The organism is Cellulosilyticum sp. (assembly GCF_982396655.1).
The window spans coordinates 1-18,800 of sequence record NZ_CEVXFV010000069.1; the positions used below are offsets into that span (position 1 = coordinate 1).

Sequence of the window (18,800 nt, forward strand, 5' to 3'; positions counted from 1 at the left end):
TCTATTTCTAGACTAGTAAAATACTATGGAAAAGTTAATTGTCTACAGCCTGAAAAGATATAACACTTTATATGTTATATCTTTTCTGTTCTATAAAATAATTTCATTTATTAGGACTTATTTAAAAACTATATTCACTCATTGTCCAAGGTTTTTCAATTTGTCCTTTTAAACTATTATAACCAAAAACTTCTTTTAAATAATCAACTTCTAAAGCATCTAACTGTGTTTTTTGTGTCTCATAATCAATAGCACTCACATAGCCTGCTTTATATTTAATTTCTAATACACGCATATCTTTTAATGCAGTATTATAAGCATTCATCTTAGTTTTTACAGTATCAAGCTGTGCATTTAGAGCTGTGTATTTTGTTTGAATAAGTAATTTATAAGTATCATAAGCTGACTTTGCATTATCTTTAGCATTTTGCATGCTTACTTTTTGTTCTAAATATGTTGCATATGTAGGGCCGCCCCCTTCTGGACCTGATTGATAAATAGTATCCCAGAAGTTTTCTTCATTTAATTCTACTTTTTGATTCATATATTTCACTAATTGATTGGCCATCCCTGTAGCATAAGCTGTAATGTCTTTATCAAGCACAAGTGGTTCATAGGTAGCATCTAGTTCTAAAGTATAATTATCAACATTTAGATTAGTAAGTTGTAAGAAACTTTTTTTAGCATCCTCTAAATTTTTCTCTACCTGTTCAAGAGATACCTTAGTGTTTTCTAAATTTTGAACTGCTTTTTCATAAGTTAATTCATCACTATAGCCTTTTTCTTTCTTAATTTGTATTTGCTTAACTTGTTTTTCACCTAGATTAATTTGTTCTTCTAATAAATCCATGTTTTTTTGTAATAACACCATGTTTTGATAAGCATCTGTTACTTCTTTTGTAAGAACATCTTTTCTATAAACTTTCTTCTGCTCTGTCTCTTCGATTTCAATTTTTTTCGTATTATAGTTTAATGATGAAATATCACTTGTTCCTGTTTGTTGTTCTTTATAAACCTCAATATTTCTTGAATACTGCCCAATTGTATCATCTTTGCCAATTGCCATATCGATAGCCTTCTGAATTTCTAAAACTGGCTTTGTTGTCTCTGTCGCACATACTGGCGTTATGGCTAAACTTACGCCTAACATAAGTGCCATAGCTTTGCCTATAGCTTTAAATTTCATAAAATCTCCTCCTTTAATCTTTATTCATCCCTAAGTGCTTCAATAGGATCAAGCTTCGCTGCTTTATATGCTGGATATACCCCAAAGATAATTCCTACTACACTTGATGTCCCTACCGAGAACACCACCATGCCAACTGTCATTTTAGCTGTAATCGTTATAGCGGCACCAATCAAAAATCCACCTATATATCCTAAAAGTAAACCGCCAATACCACCTAATAAAGTTAAAATAATGGCTTCTACTAAAAATTGTGTAAGGATTTGTTTATCAGTAGCCCCTAAAGCTTTTCGAATACCAATTTCCCTCGTACGTTCTTTAACAGTTACAAGCATGATATTCATAATACCAATGCCACCTACTAGCAAGGAAATAGCTGCTACAACGCTAGTGAATAAATTAACTTTACCCAAAATATCATTATAAGTATCGCTTACTTCTGCAACAGAACTGGCATAATACAAACCATCTTGACCATGTCTTTTATCTAAGAGTTTGCCAATTGCTTTACTATAATCAGATGCTTCATATTCATCTTTTACAACGACCATAGCATTATAAGTTTTTCCCTCACCATCCATAACGTATTGGTCTAATGTCGCAAATGGCATATAAATAATTGGCATAATCATGCTTTCAGGTGCTGCAGATGGATATTGACTCTTTACAATACCTACGATTTCAAAGCTATGTACCTCACCACCTACATTTACATCTAATTCCTTTCCTAGTACAGCCTTCGGATTAGTTGTATTATACATTATTTTTGCAAAATTGTCTTCAACTATCATTACATTTAACTTTAATGTCTCATCTTGCTCCGTAAATGTACGACCAAAACGCAAATTTAAACTCTGAATCTCTTCATAATTGGATGTAATACCAAATAGCAGAAGTGACTTATCTTCATTTTTATAGTCTGAAGCATAACCTAAATACTGCTCATGTATCGGCATAACCGTCTTGACTTGTGGTATTTCTGCTAAAGCTTCTAAGTCTTCTGGTGTGATTAAACAATCTTCACCATATCCATTTACCATAATTTGTATGGAACCCTTACCTACTGTGGAGAACTGATCATCTATAAATCCCTTTACCCCTTCTCCTAAGCTTAATATGATAATAACAGCACCTATCCCAATAAGCATGCCTAGCATGGTTAGGAAAGTTCGAAGCTTGTTACCTTTAAGCTGAGCAAAGGCACTTTTTAGTGTTTCATTCATACTTCCTTCCTCCCTTATTCTGCTCTTAATGCTTCTATTGGATCTAGCCTAGCTGCTTGATAAGCTGGATACACCCCAAAGATTAGACCTATACTTACAGATGTTATGGTTGCAAACATAATCATCCCTACCGTAAATTTAGCCTGTATATTAAAGTTTGCGCCTATTACAACAGCACCAACATATCCTATAAGCATTCCTATAAGTCCTGCGATTACTGTAAGCAGCAATGCTTCTATAATAAACTGTCGTAAAATAACTTTGTTAGACGCTCCCAGTGCCTTTCTAATCCCTATTTCTCTTGTACGTTCCTTAACGGTTACAAGCATAATATTCATAATACCTACCCCGCCTACTACAAGTGAAATACTCGCTAGTGCACTAATAAACATCGTAATAACACTCATCATTGTATCTACCATTTCTACTATCTGTGCCACACTTTGTACCTGATAACCATCTTTTAAATGATGTTTGCGATTTAAAATTTGTCCTATTTTAGTTACAACTGCGGTTTGATCATAACCATCTTTTACAAGACCAGCTATTAGAGATACTTCTTCGCCTGAACCCATTAAATTTTTAAGTGTATTAAAGGGCACATCAAATTCCCTACGGCTATAATAAGCTTCTTTCTCTTTTTGCGTTAAATTTTCCTTAGTTTCTGTTTTATATATACCTATAACCTGAAAACTTGTAGGTTGACTATTGACAGTGATGTCCATTGTCTCACCTATCATTTCATCATAAGAAATATTTCCAAAGTATGCTTTGCCGACTACGTCTGCAATCAAAACAACTGCTGTTCCTGCTTCTTGATCTCTCACGCTTATATTTCTACCTGCTCTTAATGTAATAGGTTCCACGACGCTTGTATAACCATCTTCCGCACCTATTACTGTCATCTTAAATTCTTCACCTTTTACATTCGTAAGAATAGCATCGGCATCAATACCTCTTACAACACATTCTACTTCTTCTAGTTGTCTAACTACTTCTACGTCATCTAAATTAATAAGATATTCACTTTTATCCTCTTTAGCACTTACTGTAAAAACACCGAGTCCTAAATCTACAAACTGATCTTTGATAAACTCCTGAAAACCACTACCTAATGCAAAAATCATAATAACTGAACCAACACCTATGAACATTCCTAACATCGTCAAAAAAGTTCGTCCTTTATTCCCCAAGAGCTGTTTTAAAGCCATTTTAATCGTTTCCATTATATCCATACCTATATACCTCGCCTATTCAGTATGGGGGCATCATCAATAATGATACCATCTCTAAAAACAACCTTTCTTTTTGTAAACTCTGCAATATCAGGTTCATGAGTAACCATAACAATCGTAACACCTTCATTATTAAGCCCTTGGAAAATATTCATAATTTCAACACTAGACTTACTGTCTAGATTACCAGTAGGTTCATCCGCTAATATAATAGCTGGGTTATTCACAAGTGCTCTTGCTATTGCTACCCTTTGTCTTTGTCCACCAGAAATTTCATTAGGTGTATGTTTAATACGATTTCCAAGTCCTACTTTAATCAGTGCATCTACAGCTCTTTCTCGTCTTTCTTTAGGCTTAATTCCTGCATACATCATAGGCAATTCTACATTTTCTGTAATTGTAAGCTTAGGAAGTAAATTAAAGGCTTGAAATACGAAACCTATTTTTTGATTACGAATCTTTGAAAAGTCTTTATCACTTGCTTCCGAAATATTAATACCATCTAGTATATATGTACCACTTGTCGCATGATCAAGGCACCCTAATATTTGTAGGAATGTAGATTTTCCAGAACCAGAAGCTCCCATGATAGAAACAAATTCTTCTTTTTCTACTTTAAAGTTAATATTAAACAAAGCTTGTAATTCTAATCGCCCATTACGATAAACCTTATTAACATTTCTTATATCTATCACTACATATCACCTTTTTCATAAGAAACTTTTGTATCTTCTGTTAAAGTATCAGATGGGTTACTTATAACCATTTCACCTTCAGCTACACCCTCTACTTCTATATAAAGCCCATTACTAAGCCCTTGTGTAACACTTCTCTTTTCCAATGACCCATCTTCTTTTACAACATAAACATAGTATTCATTGTCATCTTCTTCTAAAACAGCTAATAGAGGCACTACGCATACATTTTCTCTAGTATTTGTAATAATTTTAACGTCTACAGAAAAACCTGGTTTGATAATATCTCCTGGCTCTTTAATTTCTACATCTACTGGTAAAGAAGTTGTTTCTCCACTACTTGTTGTTTTAACCGTTGCAACTGTAGCTATCTTTGAAACTGTTCCATCAACTTCAATTGTTTTTGAGCCTGTATATTTAACAATAGCATCTAAACCTACTTTTAAGTCTGGTGCATAATATGGTGAAATATCACATTGTACCTTTAATTTACTTGGATCTACAATAGTAAATAAAGCCGTTCCTGCTGCAACGCTCATGCCTTCTTCCATAGGTAAAGAAGTAATGACACCACTAATAGGTGCTACAACGGTTGTTGTTGCTTTGTTTAAACTGGTTTTTGTATCATAAATCTGCTTTTCATAACCTTTAATTTCTGCCTGCTTAGCAGCAATTGCTTCTTTTTTAGCTGTACTTTCTTCTTTATTTAAAAGTACATCTAAATCATACTGTGAAGATGTGATTTGTAAGTCAATTGTCTTTATTTCTCCTTGAGATAAGGTAATTGAATCTTTACTTTGTGCAATTTGTTGTTTCATATCTTCAATACTATTTTTTTCTTTATCTACTACATCCTGTGAAATAAGTCCTTCTGATAACAGTTCTTCATCCACTTTAAGTTGTTTTTCTGAAGTCGCTAACTCTCTTTCAAGTGTTTCTATATTTGCCTTAGTTGTTTCAATGCTATTTTGTAATTTTTTCTTGCTATCTTCTAATGCTGCAATACCTTGTTGGGCTTTTAATATATCTCCCTTTGAGCCTTCCCCTAATAAGTCATTTAAAGCCTGATTCGCTGCTGCAAGTTGACTTTCTAACACTTCTAATCCCTTTTGATTTGAAAGATAAGCTTCCTTATCTAAAGTTAAGATTGTTTCTCCCTTTTTAACTGTATCACCAGCTTCTTTAACAACAGTTACGATTTTATTATTAGTATCTAAATAAACTGTTTGCGTATCTACTGCTTCAAGCTTACCACTAGATGAAATCTTAGTTTGAATGTTATCTGTTTTTACCTTTTCAACTTGTACACGCATACCTGTCTTATCTCCGCCTATTGTATCTTCTGTCTGTGGTTTATTTTTGATGGCTGCAACTACTAAAATCCCCATAACAACCACTACTGCTACAATGATTAATATCTTTTTTCCTTTCATAATGCCCTCCATTATTACTCCTAAGAATTTTTCTTAATCCTATTTATACATTCCATATTTTAATAAATAAATATACTTATCTAATTCTTTTTCTACTACTTCCTTCGTTCCCGCTGTTTGATCAAAGCTAGCTAGTTCATCTTGTCTTTTTAATACCGCTTGAAGAAGCGTATTAGTTACAAAAAGCACATCTTCGACTGTTAATCCTGGCCTTATTTCTTCTATATTTAAATATGTAATCAAATGTCTTTGAAGCAGTGCTTGTTCTATCTCTCTATACTTCCTTACAATCGCATTATCTCTTGTACTATTTGCATTAATATAATCCTTTAAAACCTTGGCTTCTAAAGGATATCTCATCGTATAATCATGCTTAATCACCAAGAGTCGCTTCAGCCTACCATAGAAATCTTCTTCTTTAATCTTTGTAAATTCCTCTACAACCTCCTTTTGCGCTTTAGCAATTATATAATTTACAATATCTTCGTAAAGCCCTTGCTTATTTATAAAATAATTAAATAAGCTCCCCTTAGAAATTTTAGCTTTAACGACAATATTATCTGTGGAAGCCCTATCATAGCCTTCCTGTGCAAACTCACTAATAGCCGCTTGTAAAATACTTTCTTTTTTTTCTTCCCTTAGATTTAGAAATTTTTCATTCATAACATCCTATCCTTTATGACTTATTAGTCATTTTCATTATATTATTGCACTTTTAAATAGTCAATAAATTAGGATGTTATAAAGAATTTTTATCATTATTAACATATATTTCCTACTTTTTTCCTTAAACTTATTACTTTTTTGACTATAGCAAAAAAAATACTAGCACCAAGTCATTATAACTTGATGGTAGCACTACTGTTTGAGCTTTATTTTGTTTTAAATTCTTCTAATACATCTTTCAAAACAGTTACCATTTTCCCTAGATTATCTGTAATCTTTAACACATCTCGCATATGTTCTTCTTGAATCATTGCACCCTTTTCAATATTTTCTATATTATGTACAAGCTTACTTGTAATTTTCATAGTATTACTTAAATCTTCTAACATATGTTGTGAACCTGCATTAACTTCTTCTGTTGCACTAGAAATCTCTTGCATTTCTTCTGAAATTCTACTAATGTCAGCTAAAATACTCTCAAAACTTACACCTGCTTTATGTGCTGCATCTGTACTATTTTTTACATATTCTGTACTCACACCAATTTGCACAACAGCTTTTTTAATTTCATTTTGAATTTCTGAAATAATAGCTTCTATCTTCTGTGCTGCTTCGCTGCTTTGTTCTGCTAATACTTTAACCTCATCAGCTACAACCGAGAATCCTTTACCATACTCTCCTGAACGTGCTGCTTCTATAGCTGCATTAAGCGCTAATAAGTTAGTCTGTCTCGCAAGCCCTGTAATCATTGCCGTAATATCTTGCACTTGTTCTGAATGCTTATCTAATACATTCATTTGCTTTGTTACAACTTCTAGGGTCTCATTAGCTACTTGAATCTCTTTAATTGTATCTCCTAATACTTTGTATCCTTCTTGTGCTTTAGCCACTGTATCTCCTGTCGTACTCGTCACACTTTCTATACTTTGATTAATTTGTTCAATACCCAAACAAATCTCCTTCGTAATGGCTGCACCAGTTGCGACATAACTAGATTGCTCCTCACTTCCTTTAACGACATCTTGAATTTCTGCTTCCATTTTCACAGAAGATGTCATTGCTATTTCCGTTCCACCTTGTAGCTGATATGTCACATGCTCTATTTCTTCCACTTCTATTCCAATAGCATGCATAATTTCTGCAATTTTATTTTTAAGTGCCTCTAGCGCCCTGCCAATAGCACCAATTTCATCCTCACGTCTTACTAACTCATCTACCAATGTAATACTTAAGTCACCATTTTGTATTTTTTCACAAATATCACGTACAACACCTAATGGTGTAAAGAGCTTTTTACAAACCAACGCCACTACAGCAGATAATACAATAATAAATACAAGTAGCTGTCCCCTTTGTAATCGCTTTATCGAATTTAAGATAGATGTAACCTCTTCTATATATACACCTATATCATATGCACCAATCACTTTTCCCTTAACGCTAACTGGTACCATAATATCATAAGTCCATTTATCTTGTACTTCTGCAAAGAATTTAGATGTTTGAACTTTTTCTTCGGTAACACCACTAATGGTATACTCATCTTGGTAAACGGTTCCGATTTTTTCTACATCACTATGTGCTATTGCTTCTACATTTTTATCAATAAATACACTATACGCTACGTGATTATTTGTACTAACAGTTTCTTCAGTGAACTTCTGAATTTCTGCTGTACTAGCCTCTTTTTCTAACAAGGTCCCTAAATGCCTTGCCATCTGCACTGCCTCATCAATTGACTTATTTACAACTACCTTTTCAACCTCTGTTGATAAGATCATATTACTACTTACCATCACCATCAGCAATCCAATAATGACAATTGCATTCACAATTACATTAAACCTTATCCTCATTGAAATCTTATAGTACATATCTATCATTCTTTTTCCTCTCATTATCTTTTTTTCTATTTATTGTAAACCAAAGCCCATTATAGAACATTGTTAAAAATACTTCAATCTATTTTCTACATTTTCTTATTTTATTTAATTATAATATTTAACTTAATTAATTTATTAATTTTTTAATTATTATTTGTTATACTCATAAAAAAACTTCATACGATGTAGTATGAAGTTTTTTATATTTTATTACTTAGGAGGACTTTATATGATACACAATAAAAAAAGTAACGTTACCAACTATACTCGAATCTATGGCATTCTTTTACTTGCTATTACCTTATTTTTACTGTATATAACACTTAATTTTTTACTTCCTGTTGCTAATTTTATTTCTCTCTTCTTTTTATCTCTTAGTATCTTTATACTTATTCTCTATTGTTTTACTAGAAAACTTACTCAACTTGTTATTGCACTGAGCTGTTGTAGCTTTTCTATTATGTTAAGCTTACTCTTTACATATGTTATAAAATAATAAATCTTTCAATTTTATAACTACTTTGCTATATCAACACCATAACAAAAAAGGTGCCCCTAAGGGCACCTCAGATTGTTGACAAATGAATTTTCCCAAAATAAACTCACAAATTAAGTGAGGATTATTCAAGAAAATCTATTAAAATAGGGGTAAAAAGAGCAGTTTAGGTCCATTTTTACCTCTGTTTTCTATTTCTAGACTAGTAAAATACTATGGAAAAGTTAATTGTCTACAGCCTGAAAGGTGCCCCTAAGGGCACCTTTTCTATAATAATTACATTAATTATTTTAAGTTAGCTTTAGCTGTTTCAACTAATTGTGTGAAAGCAGCTGGGTTTGTGATTGCTAATTCTGATAACATTTTTCTGTTGATGTTAACGTTAGCATTTTTTAATCCGTTCATGAAACGGCTGTATGATAAACCGTTTAAACGAGCTGCAGCATTGATACGAGCGATCCATAAAGTTCTGAATTCTCTTTTTCTTAATTTACGACCTACGTATGCGTAGCTTAATGATTTCATTACAGCTTGTTTAGCTGTTCTGAATTGTTTAGATTTAGCTCCTCTATAACCTTTAGCTAATTTTAATACTCTATTACGTCTTTTTTTAGTAGACATTCCGCCTTTAACTCTTGCCATTTGCTTGACCTCCTATCGTCTATTTCTTATAAATATGGTAAAATTCTCTTCATTTGTTTTTCATTTGATGAGTCAACTAATGTAGCTTTTCTTAAGTTACGTTTTGTTTTAGTTGATTTTTTTGTTAAGATATGTCTTTTGTAAGCTTTGTTTCTTTTTAACTTTCCTGTTCCTGTTACTTTGAAACGTTTTGCTGCTGCTCTATTAGTTTTTAATTTTAATTTAGCCATTTTGAGAAGTCCTCCTTTTATACTTTATATTTATTTTATCAAAGGTAACTATTTTGGTGCTACCACGATAACCATTGCTCTGCCTTCTAATTTAGGTTTTTGTTCTGCTACTCCAACTTCTTCTACTAAGACTAAAGCTTGTTCAAGAAGTTCGTTTCCTCTATGAGTATGCATCATTTCACGCCCACGGAACACAACAGAAATTTTAACTTTATCCCCTGCTTTAAGGAATTTTGCTGCATTTCTCATCTTCGTTTCAAAGTCATGTTTTTCAATACTAGCTGAGAGTCTAACTTCTTTAACGCTAACAGTCTTTTGTTTTTTACGCGCTTCTTTTTCTTTCTTAGCCGCATCAAATTTGTACTTACCATAGTCCATAATTTTACATACTGGTGGTTTTCCTTGTGGAGCAATCTTAACTAAATCAAGATTTTTTTCTGAAGCCATACGTTGTGCTTCCTTAACTGAAACAATACCGATTTGTTCGCCATCTGCTCCTATAAGTCTTACTTCTTTGTCACGAATTTGTTCGTTGATCATTAAATCGTTAATAATGGGCACCTCCTAAATTTGTTTGCCTAAATATAAATATTGTGTTGCTTTTCCACATAATTAATAAGGTGGATAGCCGAAACTACCCACCTCTCTATATCATACTAAACTAGTTATTTAAGTTCAAATTAGTATGACCTTACGAACTTAAGCGTTGTAAGGTGAGAAGTAATAGCTTCTACTTGTTAGGCACTGTTGCCTTCAACATCTAGTATGATATCATGTTCCCTTCCTCTTGTCAACATTATATTTGTTTTTCATTTTTTTCCATTTTAAAAATACAATGCTTTGTTATATTTTATTAATCACCTCTTTTTTATTTGGCCTTCTTCATCATAGCTAATATTATCACTTTTAGCTGCTCACTATCCCTCTACTTAGTGAGTCTAATCTATAGCAATCCTTCAAGGCGCCTTTTTAGAGTTGCCTTTCATTTTGAAAGGCTATATTTAGTATAATCAGTTTGTATTCTTTCTATGACTATCTTTTTACCTTGCCACAATGTGGATGAGAAATAATAAAAATAATATTTACTCTTTTGGACAACTTTATATCCAAGAAAAAAGGCTGCTAACACTTTCGTGCAGCAGCCTTATATCTTATTTACTTTCTTCTTGTGGTTCCATATGAAGTAAGTAATTATATTTTGTTTTGATTTCTTCGTCTACGCGGTTTACGAAATCAGCAAGTGGCATAGCGCCTTCATCGCCTTTTTGACGGCTTCTAACTGAAACAGTTTTGTTTGCCATTTCATCAGCACCTACTACTACGATGTAAGGTACTCTTTCCATACGTGCTTCACGGATTTTGTATCCGATTTTTTCTGTACGATAGTCTGCTTCTACTTTTAAGATGCCACGGTTTTTGAATTCTTTAACAACTTCTTCTGCGTAGTCAGCATATTTATCAGAGATTGGAAGTACTTTAACTGCTGTTGGTGCAAGCCATACTGGGAATTGACCAGCATATTTTTCAATAAGCATAGCAAGTGTTCTTTCGTAGCAACCGATAGATGTACGGTGAATGATAAGTGGATGTTTTTTCTCACCATCTGCATCAATGTATGTCATACCAAGTCTTTCACCTAATGCAAAGTCAATTTGTACTGTGATAATTGTATCTTCTTTACCATGTACGTTTTTGAACTGAATATCAAGTTTTGGACCATAGAATGCAGCTTCACCTACAGCTTCTTCGTAGTTAATTTGAAGGTGATCTAAGATATTTCTCATGAGACCTTCTGTTCTTTCCCAAGCTTCTGGATCATCAATGTATTTTTCTGTGTTATTTGGATCCCATTTAGAGAATCTGTAACTAATATCATCTTGAATTCCAAATGTAGTCATCATGTAGTTAATAAGTTCAATTACACCTCTGAATTCATCTTCAAGTTGTTCTGGTGTACATACAAGGTGTCCTTCAGAAATTGTGAACTGACGCACACGGATAAGACCATGCATTTCACCTGATGATTCATTTCTAAATAATGTAGATGTTTCACCATAACGAATTGGTAAATCTCTATAGCTGTGTTGTTCAGCATTATATACTGTAAATTGGAATGGACATGTCATAGGGCGAAGTGCAAATACTTCTTTATCTGTTTCTTCATCACCAAGTACGAACATACCATCTTTGTAGTGATCCCAGTGACCTGACATTTTGTAAAGGTCGCTCTTAGCCATAAGAGGAGTTTTTGTGAGTACATAGCCTCTTCTTTCTTCTTCATCTTCTACAAAACGTTGAAGTGTTTGAACGATACGCGCTCCTTTTGGCATAAGAAGTGGAAGTCCTTGTCCTACTTTATCATCTGTTGTGAAAAGTTTAAGTTCACGCCCAAGTTTGTTGTGGTCACGTTTTTTAGCTTCTTCTAAAGCTTCTAAATGTGCAGCAAGTTCTGCTTTTTTAGGGAATGCTGTAGCGTAGATACGTGCAAGCATTTTGTTCTTTTCATTACCTTTCCAGTAAGCACCCGCAGCATTTAAGATTTTGAATGCTTCTACTGGTTTTGTGCTCATAAGGTGTGGACCTGCACAAAGATCTGTGAAATCACCTTGTTTGTAGAATGAAATAACTTCACCTTCTGGTAAGTCTTTGATAAGTTCTACTTTGTATGGTTCGTCTAATTCTTCCATAAGCTTAATAGCTTCTTCTCTTGGAAGTTCAAAACGCTCGATAGGTAATTTTTCTTTAATGATTTTTTTCATTTCAGCTTCGATTTTTTCAAAGTCAGCTTCTACGAAATGTCTCTCTGTATCGAAGTCATAGTAGAAACCATCTTCGATAGCTGGCCCAATAGCAAGTTTTACTCCTGGGAATACGCGTTTTACAGCTTGTGCTAAAATATGTGCTGCTGTATGACGGAATGCCCATTTACCTTCTTTATCATTGAATGTTAAGATTTCAAGGTCACAGTCTTCATTAAGCTCTGTTCTAAGGTCTACCATTTCTCCATTTACTTTACCAGCGCAAGCTGCTCTCGCAAGTCCACTGCTTAATTCTTCTGCAACGCCAAGTACTGTAATGCCTTTTTGACATTCTCTAATGCTGCCATCTTTTAATGTAACTTTAATCATTATAATGCTCCTTTCAAATTTTAAATTATTACTTTTTAATCATTATGATTGTCTTTTATGATGATTATTATTTTAGAACGCAAAAAATCCCGTCCCTTTTAAATAATCATCTTATTTAAAAGGGACGGGACATATTTATTCCCGCGGTTCCACCCTTGTTACTTTTATTTTTAATTCGAAACCATTCCCTTATTGTATAGAAGAAACTCATTTCTAAATTAAACAGTTAAAAGTCACTCGCTTATTTGACGATAACGGGGTCACCGAATTGTTTTGCAATCACTCCGAGGTAGTCTTCACTTACAAGCTTTAAAAATGCTCCCACCAATGCATCTTCTCTCTGAAAAAGTTCTTTATAAGTTACTCGTCTCATCATTGTTTTAGTATTTTCTTAATGTATTTATTCTAATCAATCTATTTGCTTATGTCAATATATCTCATTTGCTATTTCTAGGAAATTTGACTTAAAACTCCTTTATTTTATTTCAAACCAAAAACTCACGCCATCGTCTATATTAGAAACGCCATAATGCCCCGTATCTTCTCTCTGTTTAATCTTATAGCGTTCTATTTTACTCGATTAAACTTCTTTATCTACTTTCGCTGTTAGAAATATATTTAACTCACTTTTAAAAGAGCTACTAAGGATTTCTATCGAGAAATCCTTAGTAGCTCTTCTTATATCTCATAGATGACTATTTATTTTCATCTAATAGATAATTATATCTTGTTGTAATCTCGTCTTTCACACGACTTACAAGGTCTTCTAATTTCATTGCGCCCTCTTCGCCTCTGCGGCTACGTACACTTACAGTACCATTAGCTTCTTCATTGGCACCTACTACTAAGATGAATGGCACACGCATATTTCTTGCTTCTCTGATTTTGTAACCAATCTTTTCACTACGTTCATCAGTTTCCACTCGAATACCAGCTTCATCTAAAGTCTCTGCCACCTTTTTAGCATAGTCGCCATGTTTGTCTGAGATTGGTAATACTTTTACTTGAACTGGTGCAAGCCATGTTGGGAAAGCTCCTGCAAAGTGTTCTGTGATGACACCAATGAAACGTTCAATGCTGCCAAAGACTACACGGTGAATCATAACTGGGCGATGTTTTTCACCATCTGCACCAATGTATTCTAATTCAAAGCGCTCTGGAAGCTGGAAGTCAAGTTGAATTGTCCCACATTGCCATGTTCTGCCTAAACTATCTTCTAGTTTAAAGTCTAATTTAGGACCATAAAAAGCACCATCCCCTACATTGACTTCGTAATCATAACCCATTTCTTCAATAGCTTCACGGAGACCATTTGTAGCTATTTCCCAATCTTCAATTTTACCTACATGATCTTCTGGCATTGTAGAAAGCTCAATACTATATTTAAAACCAAATGTTTTATAAACTTCATCAATAAGTCTTACGACACCTTTAATTTCATCTTTAATTTGTTCAGGGAGCATAAAGATATGGGCATCATCTTGTGTGAAGTTACGCACACGCATTAATCCATGGAGCGCACCTGAAAGTTCATGACGATGAACAAGTCCTAATTCTCCCATTCTAAGAGGTAAATCCTTATAAGAACGCATCTTAGTCTTATAAACAAGCATACCTCCTGGACAGTTCATTGGTTTGATGGCATAATCTTCATCATCAATAACTGTAGTATACATATTTTCACGGTAATGATCCCAGTGACCACTTCTTAACCATAACTCTTTATTTAAAATAATAGGAGTAGAAATTTCCTGATAACCAGCCTTTTTATGAATTTCTCTCCAGTAATCAATGAGTGTATTTTTAAGAATCATACCCTTTGGCAAGAAAAATGGGAATCCTGGCCCCTCATCAAGTAAGGCAAAAAGTTCTAATTCCTTACCAAGTTTACGGTGGTCTCTTTTCTTAGCTTCTTCTATTTTATCAAGATGTTCTTGAAGCTCAGCTTTTTTGGGAAATGCTGTAGCATATAAACGTTGTAACATCTTATTTTTTTCACTGCCACGCCAGTAAGCACCTGCTACAGACATAATCTTAAAGGCTTCAACCGGTTTAGTAGTCATAAGGTGTGGACCTGCACAAAGATCCACAAATTCTCCTTGTTTATAGAAAGAAATTGTTTCTCCCTCTGGTAAATCCTCAATAAGTTCTACCTTATAAGGTTCCCCAGCAGCCTTCATCTTAGCAATAGCTTCTTCCCTTGGTAATTCAAAACGTTCAATAGGTAACTTTTCTTTAACGATTTTTTTCATCTCAGCTTCAATTTTTTCAAAATCTGCTTCTGTAAAAGAACGTTCAAAATCAAAGTCATAATAAAACCCATCATCAATAGCTGGTCCTATAGCAAGCTTCACGCTAGGATAAAGTCTCTTAACAGCTTGTGCTAGAATATGAGAAGCAGTATGTCTAAATGCCCATCTACCATCTTTATCTGCAAAAGTTAAAATTTCTAAGTGACAGTCCTTATCTAGCTCATGGCGAAGGTCCATCATTTCACCATCTACAAGTCCTGCGCAAGCATTTCTTGCAAGACCGCTACTAATTTTTTCTGCCACTTCTAATATACTACTACCTGCTTCACATTCTAAGACGCTACCATCTTTTAAACTTACCTTAATCATTATTCCTACTCCCTTCAAATACTTAATTTACTTAGAACAATTCTATGATTATAAAATAATCCTGCTGATTATAAAATAATCCTGCTGATTATAAAATAATCCTGCTGATTATTTGAAAGAAAGTTGTTTTTATATAAACGCATATAAAAAGCTCCCATCCCTCTAAATAATCACTTATTTAAAAGGGACGGGAGCTATACCCGCGGTTCCACCCTTGTTGCAAAGAAATTGATTAGCATCAATTTCTCTTGGAACAATGAAATATAAAACCATATTTCATTCTTTGTAAAGAAATTAGCTATTCTTAATTTCCTGCCACTTATTAATTATGATAACGGTCTAATACCGGATTGGTTTGCAATCACTCCGAGGTGGTTTTCATTTATAAAGCTTTAAAAATGCTCCCACCAATGCATCTTCTCTCTGAAAAAACTTTTACAAACTACTGTCCTCATCATTGTTTTCTAAAAAATATAGAATTTATTGTTATTATATAACTCTCCTCATTTCCTGTCAACGTCTCCAGGCTCTTAATTCTTTAATTACTCATTTTTCTTACTTCATTCTTCACATCTACAATACTTGCAGCCTTTGCAATATTCTATGCTTTCATCAAAAATAATTTCTAAAGTCTTTAAGAATTTTTTTTGCTTCGCCCGCTCCTTATGATGCACAACTATTTTTTTTGGGACAACAGTAATGAGGATATGGAGCATCCAGTCCTCTTCATGTAATGTACTATCTAATATAAGGTCTTTACAATACTTTTTAATATAATAACCTGTTACATTTTTCATATCTTTATTATATAATTGGGGACTTCCTTCATTGTTATACACTAGATGAAGTATTTCTTCTAACGGCACACTTAACATGCTCACATCTCGCATCAATCTAATAAAGTTTACCACATCCTTTTTCATTTCAAAGTCTGCTATAAACTGCTCTAATAAATCATTTAAGAGAACCTTGTACTTTTGAATTCGAAACTGTAACCAGCCATCTACATTAAAAGAGGCTTCTTTCCTAACTTCTACAAGTATTGGCACATATATGAGATAATAGGTAATAGAGGAAAAGCCCTCTTGCCTAGACAAGTAATTTTCTGTTACAAATGCTTCTGTAATTTCTTCCTTATCTATAGGCTCCAAGTCTTCTCTTTTCTTAAGGGCTTTGTGGCACACTTTATAAATCGCCTGCTTTTGAGTTACATCACTTATAACATGTGCCACAACTTCATCGCAATATTCCTTGCTCTCCTCTATCTCATAATAAATTTCCCATATTGCTCCAATCCGCTTCACCTCAAGCCTACCTTCTAATTCTTCCTGGAGCTCAGTTTCTTTAATCTTAGCCAGTATTTCATCCTTATAACGCGTGGTGTAGAGAATATAACGGCACATGTTGTTACCTCAATTGTAGTTCTCTACTATTAGTATATAACACTTAGCTTGCCACCTTGCATCATACTAGCAACTTTTCATACGTTTTTAAACAAAAAAGGTTGTCTAACTGAATTTTGAAGACTTCCCAAAAAAGTTAATACATTACATTTAACAAAAGCAAAAGATTAAATTCTTTCAATAAGCCCTTCAAGCTCGTCTTTTGTAAATAAATATTTGCTGCTGCAGAATGGACATTCAATTTCAGCTTGACCATCTTCTTCTGCCATTTCTTTAAGGTCTTTTTTACCTACTGTAATAAGGGCACGTTCCATACGCTCTTTTGAACAGTCACATTTGAATGTAACAGATGTACGATCCATGATTTCAATCTCACCAAGAAGTTGTTCTAATACATACTCAATAGATTGACCTTTTTCAAGGCGCTCTGTTAATGATTTGAAATCCTTAATTTTATTTTCAAGGGCTGTAATAGCTTCATCTTTTGCATTAGGAAGTACTTGAATCATAAGACCTCCAGCTTGTTTGATACTGTAATCTTTATCTACAAGTACACCAAGCATAACAACTGAATTTGTTTGCTCAGATACTGCAAAGTAGAAACTAAGGTCTTCTGCAATTTCACCTGAAAGCATTGGCACTTGTCCTGAATATGGTTCTTTAAGTCCAAGATCCTTAATAACTGTCATACCTGCATTACCAACAGCTTTTGCTACATCAAGTTTACCAAATTCGTTAAGTGGAAGGTCTACATGTGGATTATAAGCATAACCTTTTACTTCTCCAGCTCCGTTAGCTTCTACAACGATTCCACCAATAGGTCCATCCCCTTTAATAATAATGCAAACTCTATCACGGTCATTTTTTAACATATGTCCCATCATAGCTGCACCTGTTAAGGTTCTACCAAGAGCTGCTGATACAACTGGCGATGTTTGGTGTTTTTCACAAGCTGTATCGACAAGTGTTTTTGTATTGGCACCGAAGAATCTAAAATTCCCAGCCTTATCAATACCTCTAATCATATAATCTTTATTTTGTGTCATTATTTTATTTCCTTTCTCTTACCTTTTTCTCTCGCAACAAAGGTTGCTCTTTGACTGTCTTCTCTTACTGGTTCAAAGCTATATTCATCATATACACCAATAAGCTCGAGTCCTGCTTCACTAATAAGCTCTTTCATACGTTCTATGCTATAAGCTCTTTGATAATGATTTTCTACGGCACGGTCATATCTACCATCTTCTTCATCTTGAATAAAGAAGCTTACCTCATATTCATTGATGCCTTCTTCTTCATCATAGTAATTTTCCCAAATATAGGCTGATGATGCTTCTTGCTGAGCGAACACACGATTTCCAAGTACTTCTTTATATTTATAAGGTGTATTAATATCAAAAATAAAAAGTCCTTCTGGCTCTAAATAATTGTTTACCCATTTTAAAGTACTAAGTACGTCTTTTTCTTCTACAAGATAATTCATGCAATCACAGGCACTATAAATAAGGTCTACTGTCCCATAAAGTTCAAACTGAGACATATCTTGCATGAGATAAAGAATATTTAATTCATCCTCATAAGCATTTTCTCTTGCTACCATTAGCATTTCTTCTGAGTTATCAATTCCAATCATCTCAATGCCACGACGTGCAAAGATGCTTGTCATTTTCCCAGTACCACAACCTAAATCACATACAATATTAGGTGTGACATTATATTTCTTCATACATTCATCAATGAAATTCACCCATTTATCATAAGGTGTATCTTCCATGAATGTGTCATATACTCTTGCAAATTCATTATAAGCTTCCACTTTACGCACCTCGCTAGCTATTTATGTCTAACAATTTATTATACATGTTTTATCTTATTTTATCTAGTATGGACAGTAAAGATATAAAATTAACATTTTAAATTTTTATTGTTTTTTTATCATATTATGATACTATATAATAT

At 33.6% G+C, this 18,800-nt stretch carries 15 protein-coding genes and 2 other annotated features; all 15 genes read right to left on the bottom strand.

Features of this window, described 5'->3' with window-relative positions; all coding sequences use genetic code 11:
- Nucleotides 1-121: 121 nt before the first annotated feature.
- A complete protein-coding gene (locus tag AC1VAQ_RS18900; protein WP_303244251.1) occupies nucleotides 122-1,186 on the bottom strand; it encodes a TolC family protein in 1,065 nt (354 codons plus the stop codon).
- Between the two features lie 20 nt (nucleotides 1,187-1,206).
- On the bottom strand, nucleotides 1,207-2,409 hold the full coding sequence (locus tag AC1VAQ_RS18905; protein WP_302599531.1) for an ABC transporter permease: 1,203 nt from the start codon (nucleotides 2,407-2,409) through the stop codon (nucleotides 1,207-1,209).
- Nucleotides 2,410-2,423: 14 nt separating this feature from the next.
- Nucleotides 2,424-3,635, bottom strand: coding sequence for an ABC transporter permease (locus tag AC1VAQ_RS18910; protein ID WP_479904393.1), 1,212 nt, complete (start codon nucleotides 3,633-3,635; stop codon nucleotides 2,424-2,426).
- Nucleotides 3,636-3,646: 11 nt separating this feature from the next.
- Entirely contained in the window at nucleotides 3,647-4,339 is a 693-nt protein-coding gene (locus AC1VAQ_RS18915) for an ABC transporter ATP-binding protein (protein WP_302599534.1), read from the bottom strand.
- Entirely contained in the window at nucleotides 4,339-5,772 is a 1,434-nt protein-coding gene (locus AC1VAQ_RS18920; RefSeq protein ID WP_479904394.1) for an efflux RND transporter periplasmic adaptor subunit, read from the bottom strand. Before AC1VAQ_RS18920 ends, AC1VAQ_RS18915 begins: the two co-directional genes overlap by 1 nt.
- A 39-nt stretch (nucleotides 5,773-5,811) precedes the next feature.
- Nucleotides 5,812-6,435 (bottom strand): TetR/AcrR family transcriptional regulator, encoded by a 624-nt coding sequence (locus AC1VAQ_RS18925; protein WP_302599538.1) that lies wholly within the window; start codon nucleotides 6,433-6,435, stop codon nucleotides 5,812-5,814.
- Between the two features lie 209 nt (nucleotides 6,436-6,644).
- A complete protein-coding gene (locus AC1VAQ_RS18930; protein WP_302599539.1) occupies nucleotides 6,645-8,321 on the bottom strand; it encodes a methyl-accepting chemotaxis protein in 1,677 nt (558 codons plus the stop codon).
- 781 nt (nucleotides 8,322-9,102) lie between these two features.
- Nucleotides 9,103-9,459: a 50S ribosomal protein L20 gene (gene rplT, locus AC1VAQ_RS18935; protein ID WP_054739879.1), complete on the bottom strand. Its 357-nt coding sequence runs from the start codon at nucleotides 9,457-9,459 to the stop codon at nucleotides 9,103-9,105.
- Nucleotides 9,460-9,485: 26 nt separating this feature from the next.
- Nucleotides 9,486-9,689 (bottom strand): 50S ribosomal protein L35, encoded by a 204-nt coding sequence (gene rpmI, locus AC1VAQ_RS18940; RefSeq protein WP_302599540.1) that lies wholly within the window; start codon nucleotides 9,687-9,689, stop codon nucleotides 9,486-9,488.
- Between the two features lie 48 nt (nucleotides 9,690-9,737).
- Nucleotides 9,738-10,229, bottom strand: a complete 492-nt coding sequence (infC, locus tag AC1VAQ_RS18945) for a translation initiation factor IF-3 (RefSeq protein ID WP_302599543.1) — start codon at nucleotides 10,227-10,229, stop codon at nucleotides 9,738-9,740.
- Between the two features lie 611 nt (nucleotides 10,230-10,840).
- The gene (thrS, locus tag AC1VAQ_RS18950; RefSeq protein ID WP_479904395.1) at nucleotides 10,841-12,817 is read right to left on the bottom strand and encodes a threonine--tRNA ligase; all 1,977 of its coding nucleotides are present in this window, start codon (nucleotides 12,815-12,817) and stop codon (nucleotides 10,841-10,843) included.
- Nucleotides 12,818-12,934: 117 nt separating this feature from the next.
- Nucleotides 12,935-13,202 (bottom strand) — a binding site (T-box leader).
- A gap of 310 nt (nucleotides 13,203-13,512) precedes the next feature.
- Nucleotides 13,513-15,435: a threonine--tRNA ligase gene (gene thrS, locus AC1VAQ_RS18955; protein WP_479904397.1), complete on the bottom strand. Its 1,923-nt coding sequence runs from the start codon at nucleotides 15,433-15,435 to the stop codon at nucleotides 13,513-13,515.
- Nucleotides 15,436-15,618: 183 nt separating this feature from the next.
- Nucleotides 15,619-15,905, bottom strand: a binding site (T-box leader).
- 93 nt (nucleotides 15,906-15,998) lie between these two features.
- On the bottom strand, nucleotides 15,999-16,841 hold the full coding sequence (gene ytxC, locus AC1VAQ_RS18960; protein WP_302596856.1) for a sporulation protein YtxC: 843 nt from the start codon (nucleotides 16,839-16,841) through the stop codon (nucleotides 15,999-16,001).
- A 167-nt stretch (nucleotides 16,842-17,008) separates the two neighbouring features.
- Nucleotides 17,009-17,887: an Hsp33 family molecular chaperone HslO gene (gene hslO, locus AC1VAQ_RS18965; protein ID WP_479904396.1), complete on the bottom strand. Its 879-nt coding sequence runs from the start codon at nucleotides 17,885-17,887 to the stop codon at nucleotides 17,009-17,011.
- Nucleotides 17,887-18,657, bottom strand: coding sequence for a class I SAM-dependent DNA methyltransferase (locus AC1VAQ_RS18970; protein ID WP_302596858.1), 771 nt, complete (start codon nucleotides 18,655-18,657; stop codon nucleotides 17,887-17,889). The genes hslO and AC1VAQ_RS18970 overlap by 1 nt, the downstream gene beginning before the upstream one ends.
- Nucleotides 18,658-18,800 lie beyond the last annotated feature (143 nt).